The organism is Rothia sp. P5764 (assembly GCF_048512965.1).
Taxonomy (GTDB): domain Bacteria; phylum Actinomycetota; class Actinomycetes; order Actinomycetales; family Micrococcaceae; genus Rothia.
The window spans coordinates 46914-59347 of record NZ_JBLXXQ010000007.1 but is presented as its reverse complement, the minus strand read 5'-3'; the positions used below and the strand labels follow the sequence as shown (position 1 = coordinate 59347).

Below are 12434 nucleotides of genomic sequence, written 5' to 3'. Positions count from 1 at the left end.
GGGGTGCTCTTCCCTGCTTAGTCTTCCCAGGGGTTAACAGCGCTAACCCCCCAGGTGCGGTAGACATCGGCTTTCCCCGAAATAATCTCAAGCCGGTGGACGGTCGCTGTGGCCGCCATCAGCCCCTCCAAAGCAGCCCTTGCCAGGGGAGCCGGGCACTCAGAGCCCACCGCCTGCAAGGGCCTCTCAGCATGACGACCAGCCCACTCCAAAGACACCCGCGTGTCCACCTCAAGGAGGTGGTCACCAAACCGGTCAATCAGCTCAGCCAGCCACCGTTCAGTCTGCGGGTAGGGGTAGAGCCCTTTAAGCTCGCCCAGGCTTAGCACCGAGACGTACATGGTGCGGTAGGAGTTCCGGCGCAGGCAGTTCACAACCTGCTGGTGAGGGGTAGCCTTGCGAATCTCGGCAAGGACATCAGAATCAAGGAGCAGACCGACGTGGCTCATGCAACTTTCAGCGCACCGTACTCAGGGGCTGGGATACCGCTGGGGTTAGGAGCCAGAAGGAAGTTAAGGAACTCACTGCGCTCATTCGAGATACGCGCATAGTCCTGAATACTGATAGCGACAAAACCACCGCAGGCAGGCGTAGCAGCTGCAGACCTGTTCTTTTGAAGAGTGACATGGGGGCGGGTGTTTGACATATCGCCGTTGCGCTTAAGGTGCGCATTCCTTTCGAAACTTGCTCTTGTCTACACCAAACAGCGCCAATATGCGCGATGAAGACCGCTTCGTCATCCGAGCCACCCGTGAACATGGGGTTGGCGTTCAACCAAGTCGGAGCTTGACAGTTGAATCTCTTGAAGCTGGTATAACCATAACTCACACCGCAGGCACCTGTAAACTCTTGCCCAGATTTTTTAAAACGTGACATCCCTCTCATCTTCTGGTGCCAGCTTTCATCAGCGTGCGATACGCTAGAAGACTAGGTCTATTTACTCCGCACGCGTGAGGTTTTTTGTGGCAGATTCAGCACCATTTCCCGACATCCCAGTCACAGCACCCGCCATTATTCGGCAGGTGGGCTCAGGCACCTACACCCGGGGGCAGGGCGCCATGCGGAAAGGGAGCGTTATCCGCTACCACTACGACGAAAACGAACGGGTTCTCGAAGGCCAGGTAGCAGGCTCAACAGCCCAGCCCTACAGCACCCGAATCACTTTCCCGGCCCAAGTTGCGGCAGGCTCCTACTCCTTTTCTGCCACCTGTTCCTGCCCCGTGCTCCACAATTGCAAGCACGCTGTGGCGCTCATGCTGACCGCCATCGACCGTTCAGCCAAAGCCAAGCGGGCGCTCACGGCCTCATCAAGCACCTGGACCGCCCGTGCTACTGAGAGCGGCCGCACCCGACCCAGCGCAGAAGCCATGCGGGAACTCGAAAAATTTGGCATCACCACCGCCTCATCTCTGGCTGCCCCCCAGGACAGCCTGCCCCTTGAGCAACCTGCTCCCGCCGACAGCACCCCGGACCAGAGCGCCCTACCCACCTGGCGGCGTACCCTGGCCCATTCCCTAGCCGCCCGCCCCGGCTACGACAACCGCAACCACGGAGTATCCGGCGCCCTTGACCTGCGCCTGACCGTCCCCGGCAAATATGGCTGGACCAAAAGCAGCGGCTCACCCCGCATCACCGTTGAAGCTCGCCCCCTGATGATGGGTGCCCGTGACCGCTGGATTAAAGGCGGGCTAAGCTGGGAAAAGTTCTCGGGAAACGCCGCGGGCTCCGCCGGAACCGGACTGCTAGCTGAGCACGCCACCTGGTTCAACGAGTTCTACGCCGTCATTCGCGGCTCCCAATCCATATACACCTCCCACCGCGACTGGGCATCGCTCTCCACCGTAGATTCATCCCTACTCTGGCAGATGCTCCGGGCCGCCGACGATATCAACCTGCCCATTCTGCTCCACGGCAAAGAAACCGGGCTGGTCATTGCCGACACCCCGCAGGTAGAACTGGAACTCACGCCCGTCCCCGAACGCGGCAGCTCCCAGGACGCCCTCCAACTCACTCCCCTGCTCCGCTGGGGCTCCTACACCATTCCGGCAAGCTACACCCACAAGATGGGTACCAACCGGCAGGGCTTAATCGCCCTGGGTGGGAGTGCCCAAGCTAATTACGTAGAAGCTGCCGCCGCCGCCCGCTGGGACTCCGCCCTGCCCTCGGCACTAGCCCATGTGGAGGAAAGCGCCCCCATTCACACCGGCCAGCCAGAAACTCAACAGGCCCACCAGGCACCCGCGCCCCACCAGCACCGCCCTCGCTGGCTCAGCCCAGAAGCCGAGCTAGTCCTTATTCCACTGGACGAACCGCTCGATGCCGTCGCCGAATCCCTGATGTCCAGTCAACCGGTCACCGTTCCTTCCAAAGACCTACCGGCCTTTTTCTCTGACTTCTACCCCGCCCTCACCCGCACCCTGCCGGTAGCGACCACCTCCGAAAAGCTGGAGCTCCCCACAGTACGCACCCCCTCCCTGGTTCTGACCATCACTTTTAGTGAACCCGGCCCGCCCTTTAGAGCCAGCACCGCCTGGCACTGGGAGTACCCCGCCAACCCCACCGGCACCGACGACGAAACCATCGTGCTCGATGCCCTGGGCTACCCCGGGGAAGACCGCGCCGATATCCGCGACACAGCCCACGAATATCGAGTACTCAAAGACGTCAAGCGAATCCGCCCCGGTGTGCCCTTTACCAAGCACATCACCGAAAACTGGGACACCCGAACCCTGCTCGAAACCTACCTACCCGCCTACCAGAAGATTGACGGGGTCAGGGTTCAGGTCCGGGGGCCACAGCCAGAGTTCAAGGAACTCGACCAGGCCCCAGACATTGTTGTGACCGTTGATGACACCCGCCGCCGAGACTGGTTCGGGCTGGGTATCGCCATCAAGGTCGGTGAATGGACTGTAGGCTTTGCCGACATCCTGGCCGCTCTGGCTAAAAACCAGACCCACCTGCTCCTGGGCAACGGCCAGTACTTTGCCCTGGACCGGCCCGAGTTCATGAAATTACAAGACTTGCTCCGTGAAGCCCAGCAGCTCACCGATAAGACAGGACCCCTGGAAATCAACCGCCACCAGGTAGGCCTGTGGGAAGAACTCGAAGAACTCGCCGCCGAAACCCACACCGTCACCGCCTGGGACGAGCAGGTCAGCGCCCTGCTTAACCTCGAACACCACCGTCTGGCGGAAGTACCCGCCTGCCTGCACACCACCCTGCGCCCCTACCAGGTAGAGGGCTACCAGTGGCTTACTTTCCTGTGGGAGCAGTCCTTGGGTGGCGTGCTAGCCGATGATATGGGCCTGGGCAAGACACTGCAAACCATTGCGCTCTTTGTGCACGCCGCCGAGCAAGCCAGCGAGCGCCGGGAGCAGATGGCACCTTTCCTGGTAGTTGCTCCCACCTCCGTTGTGCCCAACTGGGTACGGGAGATTAAGAAGTTTGCGCCCTCGCTGACCGTGGTAGGAGTCGAGGAATCTGTCCGTAAATCCAAACGCCCCCTGGAAAAGACCATTGCCGGGGCGCAGGTTGTGGTGACCAGCTACGCCCTCTTTAGACTTGATGAGGAAAGCTACTACTCTCTCGGTACCGCCCAGCCCTGGAACGGACTGATACTCGACGAGGCCCAGTTCGTTAAGAATGCCAAGACCAAGGCCCACCAGGCTGCCCGCGACTTACCGGCCCGCGTCAAAATTGCGGTCACCGGTACCCCCATGGAAAACAACCTCATGGAACTGTGGTCCATGTTCTCCATTACCGCGCCGGGGCTCTTCCCCTCTGCCCGCGCTTTTAAAGATTCCTACGCTACTCCCATCGAATCGGGCGAGGAAACTAAAGCTCTGGGCCGCCTGCGCCGCCGGATCCGCCCACTCATGAAACGGCGCACCAAGGAAGTTGTGGCCGCTGACCTACCTGAGAAGACAGACACCCGCATTGACGTCCCACTGGCCCCGGCTCACCGCAAGGCCTACGACACCCACCTGCAACGGGAGCGACAGAAGATTCTGGGCCTGCTACAGGATATGGACAAGAACCGTTTTACTATCTTCCAGTCCCTCACCACCCTGCGCCGTTTGGCGCTCGATGCCTCACTGATTGACCCCGAAAAGTACGCTCAGGTGGACTCATCCAAGCTTGACTACCTGGCAGAGAACCTGCCCGAGATCATTCACGACGGGCACCGGGCCCTCATTTTTAGCCAGTTCACCGGCTACCTGCGCAAGATTGCCGACCGCCTCGCAGAGTTGGGCATCCCCTACCTCTACTTGGACGGCTCAACCCGCAACCGGGGCGAGCTCCTGCGGTCCTTTGAAGAGGGCGCCGCCCCGGTCTTCCTCATTTCGCTCAAGGCTGGTGGCTTTGGGCTTAACCTGACCACCGCCGATTACTGCTTCATCATGGACCCCTGGTGGAACCCCGCCGCCGAACAGCAGGCTGTGGACCGGGTCCACCGCATCGGGCAGACTAAGAACGTTATGGTCTACCGCCTGGTTTCCGCCGGGACGATTGAGGAGAAGGTCATGGAACTCAAAGAGTCCAAGGCCGCCCTCTTTGATGCTGTTGTTGATGAGGGTGCCTTCTTTTCCTCCCAGCTCACGGCGGCACAAATCAGGGACCTGCTTACCGACGCGGAACCCACCAGCTAGGTAACCGGTGCGGGCTTTCCTTCCAGATGCGGGGGTACCGCGCGTGTTTAGCAGGAAACTGTGTATCTGGCACCAGGACAAGGGTACGAAAGGAGAATAAGGGGTGGCTAAACTGCTGATGGATCTGACCCCTCTGAGCTACTCCCCTGCCTTGAGGCGAATCTGGTTGGGCGGTATTTTCTCCACCGTGGGGTACTCCATTACCGGTGTTGCTATCTCGCTGGAAATCTACGCGCTGACCTCATCGGCGGCGGCAGTAGGAGCGGTTGGCCTGGTGGCGCTGGTGCCGCTTGTTCTGGGTGGCCTCTACGGCGGGGTTATTGCTGATACCTATGATCGGCGCAAGGTGGCCCTGGCTGCGACGCTGAGTATGTGGGTGCTGACCGCGCTCATGGCCGCTCATTCCTGGCTCAATATCCACTCGGTCTGGGTGCTCTATGCTCTGATTGCCGCCGAATCCCTGTTTCAGCCCATTAACCAGGCAGCTCGCGGTGCCATTATTCCCCGGCTGGTCAAGCCCCGCCTACTGCCAGCGGCCAATACTCTCATGATGTCGGTGGGTACTCTGGGCATGAGCCTGGGCCCCATTATTGGTGGTGTTCTGGTGGCGACTCTGGGCTATCAGCTGACTTATTCCATTAATGTTCTGGCTATGACGGTGGGTATCTGGGCGCTCTACCGGCTCCCGGCCATGAAGCCTGAGGGCACCGCCGAGCAACCACGGCGCGGCGGCCTGTCGTCCATTGCTGAGGGCCTGCGTTTTGTGCGCGGTAACCAGGTGGTGGGTATGTCCTTCCTCGTGGATCTTTTGGGTATGTTCTTTGCCCAGGCCCGCCCTATTATTCCGGCGCTTGCGGCCCTGTCCTTTGGTGGCGGTGAGATAGGGGCAGGGTTCCTGCTGGCGGCTGGCCCTATCGGGGCTCTCACAGGTATTGCCTTCTCGGGTTTCCTCAAAGACCTCTCGCGCCAGGGCCGCTTTTTGACTCTGAGCTATGCGGGCTGGGGGCTGGGCTTTACCGCTTTCGGTCTGATTGCCTGGGTTTTTGACGGCCAGGGGCAGGGGGCCTCGGTGCGCGAGAGCCTCCTGAGACTTTCGCTGGCTGGGCTTGCTCTTGCTTTTATGGGCTGGGCCGATGCCCTGGGCGGGGTCTACCGTTCTACCATTATTCAGACGGCTGCCCCCGACCATATTCGAGGCCGGATGCAGGGGCTCTTCATTATTACCGTGGTCGGTGGCCCCCAGTTGGGCACCGCTGGGGTGGGGTTTGCGGCTGAGGCTATGGGTGCCCCACTGACGGCGGTTATGGGTGGTGCTCTGGTGATTATCACGATTGCCCTGGCGACGGTGCGTGTGCCGGCCCTATGGCGCTATGTGCCTGAGCCGGTCCCTGATACCCGGCAAATGCCACAGGTTTAAAAACTAGGGCCCTTTCCTTTTCACCGTACTGGATAAGGAAAGGGCCCTGTCTGCCTATTGTGCAGGTTGAGGCCGAGCAAGCGCCTTTCCTGCGAGTACAGTACACACCACCAGGATTACCGCACTCAGGACAGGGTAATTAACAAAAGTAGGGGTGCGTAGGTAAGCCACAAAACTAAGAAGCAAGAAAACCGCAGTAACTACAGGGAAACGGTGAAAGAAACTTCCAGGTTCAAAGGTTCTCTTTACCATCAAGCAGAGAATAACGAAAAATAGGGAAGTGTAGATTACTCCCACTGTATCCTGAGATATCTCAGCCGCACCCATTGTTCTTGGCTCCTACTTGCTCACGGTTTAGAAGTCGATGGTTGCCGGGTCGGGGCCGATGCGTCCCTCGGCAGAAGAGAGCGCATCAATGGCGGTGATGTCATCATCGGTAAGAGTGACCTTCAGTGACTCAAAGTTAGAGACAATACGCTCGGGGGTCACAGATTTAGGGATAGCCACAATGCCGTGAGCACGATGCCAGGCCAGGATAACCTGCGCCGGGGTTGCGCCGTGAGCCTGAGCGATTTGACCAATGACAGGGTTTTCCAGCAGGCCAGAACGGTTACCCATACCCAGCGGGCTCCAGGCCTGGGTGATAATCCCCAGCTCTGCGTGCACCTGGCGCAAGCGCTCCTGGGCAAAGTAGGGGTGCAATTCAATCTGGTGAATCGCCGGGGTCACCCCGGTCTCGGCGATAATCTCGCGGAGCTGTTCCTCGGGGAAGTTGGACACACCAATCGACTTAGCCCTACCCTGCTTCTGAAGCTCAATCAGGGCCTTCCAGGTCTCCACGTAGAGGCCCTGAGAAGGCTTAGCCCAGTGAATCAGGAGCAGGTCAACATAGTCGGTGCCCAGACGTTCCAGGGATGCCTCCACAGCGGTCATAGCCTGCTCGTAACCCTGCTCGTCGTTCCAGACCTTGGTGGTCACAAAAACTTCCTCGCGGGCAAGACCGGAAGCCGCGATAGCCTTGCCGGTGCCTTCTTCGTTCCCGTAGATTTTGGCGGTGTCGATGTGACGGTAACCGGCTTCCAAGGCCAGGCCCACCACCTTTTCGGCCACGTCGTTCTCTACCTGCCAGACACCGTAGCCTAGCTGGGGAATGGTCTTGCCGTCGTTAAAGCTCAGACGGGGTGCAGAAGTCATGGAAGGTATCCTTTCGCGGGGGGGTTGGCTACCTCCCACTGTATGCCCGTGATCTGGCTCCCGGCTAGTAGTGTTCGGTAGTGGTGAACCAGATCTTAGGCTCAGGGACGTTTTTTACCTTTGTGCTGGGCGCCCCGCCCACGATGAGCCGGTCGGGTATCTTCCAGAAGCAGGGAAAGCGAAATACGGCGGCGCTGAGGGTCAGCCTCCACCACCCGCACCTGCACAATCTGCCCCGAGTGGACGATGGTGTGCGGGTCTGAGACAAAGTTTTCGCTCATCTGCGACACGTGAATCAGCCCGTCCTGGTGAACCCCAATATCCACGAAAGCACCGAAAGCAGCCACGTTCGAGACGGTTCCCTCCAAAATCATGCCCGGGGCCAGGTCCTTGATGTTTTCCACGCCCTCAGCAAAGGCGGCGGTGCGGAAGCAGGGGCGGGGGTCGCGCCCGGGGGCGCTAAGTTCAGCAAAGATATCGGTAACGGTGGGCAGGCCCACGCTCTCGGTCACAAAGTTACGGGGGTCAAGCTGACTGAGGGCTTCTGAGGGCACCCGGCTACCGTCCAAGCCACCGGCGGCCTGCACGATGGCGCGGGCCAGCGGGTAGGACTCAGGGTGAACCCCGGAGGCATCCAGCGCTTCGCTCCCACCCACAATGCGCACAAAACCAGCGGCCTGCTCATAGGCTTTGGGCCCCAGGCGGGGTACATTGAGCAGGTCACGGCGGCAGGTGAAAGGGCCGTGCTCGGTCCGGTAGGCCACAATATTCTCGGCAATCGTCTTATTGAGGCCAGCTACCCGCGCCAAAAGAGCCGGGGAGGCAGAATTGACCAGCACACCTACCGCGTTCACGCAGTCCTCTACCACAGCATCCAGCGAGCGCGTCAGGGCTGCCGGGGTGACGTCGTGCTGGTACTGGCCCACGCCAATGGATTGGGGGTCAATTTTGACCAGCTCGGCCAGGGGGTCTTGCAGGCGGCGGGCGATGGAGACGGCTCCGCGCAAGGAGACGTCTAACCCGGGCAGTTCACGCGAGGCCAGTTCTGAGGCGGAATAGACTGACGCCCCGGCTTCGGAGACCACGACCTTTTGAACACCCCGGTGCCCGGCGGCGGTCAGGCCTTGAATGAGCTGGCCGGCCAGCTTATCGGTTTCCCGACTGGCTGTGCCGTTACCCACCGCAACCAACTCTACTGAGTGCCGGGTCACCAGTTCTTCCAGGGTGGTCAGGGCGGCCTCCCACTGGTTGCGGGGGGCATGCGGGTAGATCACGGCGGTCTCCAGCACCTGGCCGGTAGCGCCCACCACGGCCACTTTAACCCCGGTCCGCAGGCCCGGGTCCAGTCCCAGGGTGGGGCGGGAACCGGCCGGGGCGGCTAGCAGAACATCGCGCAGGTTAGAGGCAAAGACGGCAATGGCATCCTTCTCGGCCTGCTCAAAGAGCTGAGTACGCACCTGGCTGGCAAGACGCGGGAGCAGCCGTTGCCGCCAGGCCAGCCGCACCGTCTTGGCCAGCCAGCCCAGCACCATCTGCTCATCCGAGACAGTGTTGAGTACCTGGGCACCAATGCCCAGGGCCTCAGCTACGGTGCGTTCGTACCAGCCGCGCTCGCGCTCGTATTCCTCGGACAGGATCTCGGCGGCTTCGCGGGCCGCACCCTTGAGCTGGCTCTTGGGCGGGGGCAGAACATCTACATCGATATTGACTTTGACGGCCCCGGCTTTCTCCGCACGGAACAGGGCCAGCACCCGGTGGGAGGGGATCCGCCGGATTTCTTCGTTGAACTCAAAGTAGTCACTGAACTTAGCGCCGGTTTCCTGCTGTCCAGCAATGAGCCGGGAGGTAATCACACCCCTGCGAGTAAAACGCTGGCGCAGGGTCTCTGCCAGGGTGGGGTCGCTCACGGCCTGTTCAATGAGCAGAGCACGGGCACCCTCCAGGGCATTCTCAACGGAGGCGACGGTGGCTTCTACGGTTCCGGGTTCAGCGTCTGCAAGCTCCGGCTCAACGTAGGCATCGGCAATATCTGCGGTGGGGGCAAAGGGTACTTCTAGCAGGTCCTCCACCAGAGAGTCCAGGCCGGCTTCGCGTGCTAGGTAAGCCAGGGTCTTGCGCTTGGTCTTATGCGGGGCGTAGAGGGCTTCTAGCTCGTTCTTTGTCGGTGCCAGCGCCAAGGCCCGGGCTAGTTCCTCGGTCAGGACAGCCCGCTCGTGCAGGGTATTGACGATGGCTACCCGGCGCTCTTCCAGCTCGCGCAGGTAACGCAACCGCTCAGCAAGGGTACGAAGCTGGGTATCGTCTAACCCACCGGTCGCTTCCTTGCGGTAGCGGGCGATAAAGGGGACGGTAGCGCCGTCATCGAGCAGGGCAAGAGCCGCTATCACCTGCTCTGGCCGGACGCCCAGCTCCTGGGCAATCCGCTGCTCAATGGGGGAAAGTTCTGCCTCACCTGCTCTTGTCATAGTTTCTAGTTTCTCATTAAGACAGAGTGCCCAGAACCTATGCCGCTAGGCGGGCTATTTATACCGTGCTGACCGGCCAAGGCACCGCCTTGCACCATGGCAGGTTCGAGAGTCATAATGAGCTTATTTGTCTGTAACAGTTGGGCCTATGGTGGTCAGACAGGTGCCCAGCCACCTAAAGTGGTGTCAGGGGACTCAGGATCTCATATATCTATGGCCTAGCCTCAGCTACAGGTTTCTTCCCCCTCCAGTTCACCCGTCCCCTTTGCTTTGGAGAACCACGTGCCAGATGCAACCGATTTCGAATACGCCGACTTCTGCGAAAATTATGGCTCCTTGCTAACCGGCCTCGCCCGTATGGGGTGGACTGCATCTGAGGCCTTTAGCCGGATCGTTGTTCTTTACCCCAGCATTGACCGTGAGCTGCTAGAACGCGCTATCAACTCGGGCCGCTGGGTCTTTGAGGGCCGCAAAGAGCAGATTCACACCAATGTGCTGATGGCTTCAGCCCTCTGGTACGCGGTTGCTATCACCTACGACCTAGAAGCTGACTACGAGTACGCCGCGACGGGCCTTGACCCCACCATCGTCCAGGACCTGCCCCGCATGCTGGAATCTTTCTCAGTACCCGCTCAGGTAATCGCCGAGGTGGTGGGCCGCATCGGTGCCGCTCTCAAATACATGGCAGAGCACCCCTACACCGAGCTCGATGAGCAGACTTACGACGATTTTGTAGTCAACCTACCGGCAGAAGTTGATTACATCTCTCGGGACGACTTCGCCTGGCCGCCCTCTCGCGCCCTCATCGAAGACCGCCTGGGCAACCGTTCCTGGAGCAGGGCTCTGCTCAAAGTCGGCATCTGCCCGCCGCATGCGGACTCCCACGGGCTCAAACTGGCTGCAACGAGCCTGAGCGAACGCACCTTCCGCAATACCCTGGGCGATTTCCTCAGCTACTGCATCCGCTACGACCGTAAACCCTCCGTCTTGCTCTACGGTAGCTGGGCCGAAGACCCCGCCCGTACTGGCCGGGTGCCTCACCTGGGTGCTGTCCGCGCCAAATATGACTCTTGGAACCGGGCCCTACAGGTAGGCCGCCAGATGATTAGTGATGCCCTGAGCAGCGCGGCCGCCAGCATACCCGCTGGTGGGGGGCATCAGCAGGCTTCCGCGCCCACAGGCTCCCTCAAAATCAAAGATATCCAGGCGCAGGGAATCGGCGTTGTCCGGCCCAAGTCTCTCACCGACGATGAGCAGATAGCCCGTGCCTGGCAGGAACTCACCGATGTCATGCGTCAGCGCCTTGAAGAGCTCCCCTGGAACCTGTCCCTACGCCTTTACTACATCTCACCGGAGGTTGTAGAAACCGGTGACTACACCAGCTACGTCAATATCCTGCGCTCACCGGCTGGCTATTTCTGTGAACTCACCTCACCCGACGAGTTTGAGACAGTCCTAGTTCAGCTCGACACTCAAGCCCTGCTCAACCGGGGCTGGACCGCACCCACGGGCTCAGGTCGCTGGACCCGGAACTTCCTCTCTGTGACCGACGCCGCCGATGGAATTATTAGCGCCATGCGCATGGGCATGGGGTGCGGCCAGCCTGACTACTACCAGTCTGATGACCCCACCGGTAGCGCCACCGTAGATGTTGCCCACCCTGGCACCGGGTCTATCCCCATGGTGCCGGTAACAGGCCAAGGCTACGTTGTGGTCGAGGACTTTAGCTAAAGCTCACCTCCCGCTCCGTTTGAGGTTCTGAGCCCTGCGCTTTCTTGCGCGCACCGCTAGAATGGTGTGCCTATGGCAATCTTCAAGAAGGCCCGCAGGGCACCGCGTCTTCCCGCTTCCGGTTTTACGGGCAAGCGCCGGGGAGTTTCTTCCTCCTCGGGATACAAGCCAACCCTGGCGATCATTCTTCTGGTTCTTCTGCTGGTCACCGGTGTTCTCTGGTTGCGATCCCATAACTGGGATCTCCGCGCCGGTTTTGAGAGCATCACCGGTGGTGGACGACCGGTCAGCACCGGCTTCGCGGGCTCAGGGGTCGAAACCTACTCGACTGCCTCCCAGGTCCTTGAAACCATCACCGTGGCCAAACCCTATAGCGGGGGCGGTTACAAGCGTTCAGCTTTCGGCCAGGCCTGGGAGGATATTGACGGCAATGGGTGTGACCAACGCAATGATATTCTGGCCAGGGACCTCACCGACCTGGACCTATCTAAGAACTGTAAGGTGCTTTCCGGGACCCTTACTGACCCCTACACCACCGAGATCATTAGCTTCAGGCGCGGTGAAAAAACCAGCGAAGCTGTGCCCATTGACCATGTTGTAGCGCTCTCTAACGCTTGGAGTTCAGGGGCCTGGCGGTGGAGTCTCACAGAGCGCACCCTTATAGCAAACGACCCGCTCAACCTCCAAGCAGCCGGGCAGTTCAGCAACACCACCAAGTCCAATAAGGACGCCGCTAGCTGGCTCCCCCAAACAGGCTACCGGTGCGAGTACGTTGCCCGGCAGGTTTCAGTCAAGGCTGCCTATCATTTGACCATCACCTCAGCGGAAAAACGAGCCATGCAGGGGGTCCTGGCAACCTGCCCAGATCAGCCCGCCTACCGTTCCAGCTTTGCTCGTGGCTAGCGCTTTGACCGGCTTGCTGGTGTGTCACCCAGCGCAATAAAGACACTCACAGAGATCTCCCCGGTTAAGGTTAGA

8 protein-coding genes and 1 riboswitch are annotated in these 12434 nt (G+C 60.2%); of the genes, 4 read left to right on the top strand and 4 right to left on the bottom strand.

Annotated features, from left to right (window positions below; translation table 11 throughout):
- Positions 1 to 17: 17 nt before the first annotated feature.
- Positions 18 to 449 carry a plasmid stabilization protein gene (locus ACN08Y_RS09655; RefSeq protein WP_419112535.1) on the bottom strand — a complete coding sequence of 144 codons (432 nt, stop codon included), beginning with the start codon at positions 447 to 449 and terminating at the stop codon, positions 18 to 20.
- Positions 446 to 646: a nuclease PIN gene (locus tag ACN08Y_RS09650; RefSeq protein ID WP_419104369.1), complete on the bottom strand. Its 201-nt coding sequence runs from the start codon at positions 644 to 646 to the stop codon at positions 446 to 448. Before ACN08Y_RS09650 ends, ACN08Y_RS09655 begins: the two co-directional genes overlap by 4 nt.
- 35 nt (positions 647 to 681) lie before the next feature.
- A riboswitch (SAM riboswitch) is annotated at positions 682 to 808 on the bottom strand.
- A gap of 154 nt (positions 809 to 962) precedes the next feature.
- On the opposite strand from ACN08Y_RS09650, the gene ACN08Y_RS09645 reads away from it, so the two are divergent.
- Positions 963 to 4649 carry an SNF2-related protein gene (locus ACN08Y_RS09645; RefSeq protein ID WP_419112534.1) on the top strand — a complete coding sequence of 1229 codons (3687 nt, stop codon included), beginning with the start codon at positions 963 to 965 and terminating at the stop codon, positions 4647 to 4649.
- Between the two features lie 103 nt (positions 4650 to 4752).
- Complete coding sequence (locus ACN08Y_RS09640) at positions 4753 to 6066, top strand: MFS transporter (protein WP_419112533.1); 1314 nt, start codon at positions 4753 to 4755, stop codon at positions 6064 to 6066.
- Positions 6067 to 6420: 354 nt separating this feature from the next.
- Here ACN08Y_RS09640 and ACN08Y_RS09635 read toward each other — a convergent pair whose 3' ends face one another.
- Together ACN08Y_RS09635 and ACN08Y_RS09630 are read right to left on the bottom strand one after the other, a co-directional pair.
- Complete coding sequence (locus ACN08Y_RS09635) at positions 6421 to 7260, bottom strand: aldo/keto reductase (RefSeq protein ID WP_419104366.1); 840 nt, start codon at positions 7258 to 7260, stop codon at positions 6421 to 6423.
- Between the two features lie 101 nt (positions 7261 to 7361).
- Positions 7362 to 9725 carry a Tex family protein gene (locus ACN08Y_RS09630; protein WP_419112532.1) on the bottom strand — a complete coding sequence of 788 codons (2364 nt, stop codon included), beginning with the start codon at positions 9723 to 9725 and terminating at the stop codon, positions 7362 to 7364.
- Between the two features lie 282 nt (positions 9726 to 10007).
- On the opposite strand from ACN08Y_RS09630, the gene ACN08Y_RS09625 reads away from it, so the two are divergent.
- Together ACN08Y_RS09625 and ACN08Y_RS09620 are read left to right on the top strand one after the other, a co-directional pair.
- Positions 10008 to 11456 carry a TY-Chap domain-containing protein gene (locus tag ACN08Y_RS09625; RefSeq protein WP_419112531.1) on the top strand — a complete coding sequence of 483 codons (1449 nt, stop codon included), beginning with the start codon at positions 10008 to 10010 and terminating at the stop codon, positions 11454 to 11456.
- 72 nt (positions 11457 to 11528) lie between these two features.
- Positions 11529 to 12359 (top strand): HNH endonuclease family protein, encoded by an 831-nt coding sequence (locus tag ACN08Y_RS09620; RefSeq protein ID WP_419112530.1) that lies wholly within the window; start codon positions 11529 to 11531, stop codon positions 12357 to 12359.
- Positions 12360 to 12434: the final 75 nt, after the last annotated feature.

Bases quoted from the DNA above. Each gene is read 5' to 3' on its own strand.
- ACN08Y_RS09620 (WP_419112530.1), top strand. From the start codon at position 11,529: ATGGCAATCTTCAAGAAGGCCCGCAGGGCACCGCGTCTTCCCGCTTCC.
- ACN08Y_RS09650 (WP_419104369.1), bottom strand. From the start codon at position 646: ATGTCAAACACCCGCCCCCATGTCACTCTTCAAAAGAACAGGTCTGCA.
- ACN08Y_RS09635 (WP_419104366.1), bottom strand. From the start codon at position 7,260: ATGACTTCTGCACCCCGTCTGAGCTTTAACGACGGCAAGACCATTCCC.
- ACN08Y_RS09630 (WP_419112532.1), bottom strand. From the start codon at position 9,725: ATGACAAGAGCAGGTGAGGCAGAACTTTCCCCCATTGAGCAGCGGATT.
- ACN08Y_RS09655 (WP_419112535.1), bottom strand. From the start codon at position 449: ATGAGCCACGTCGGTCTGCTCCTTGATTCTGATGTCCTTGCCGAGATT.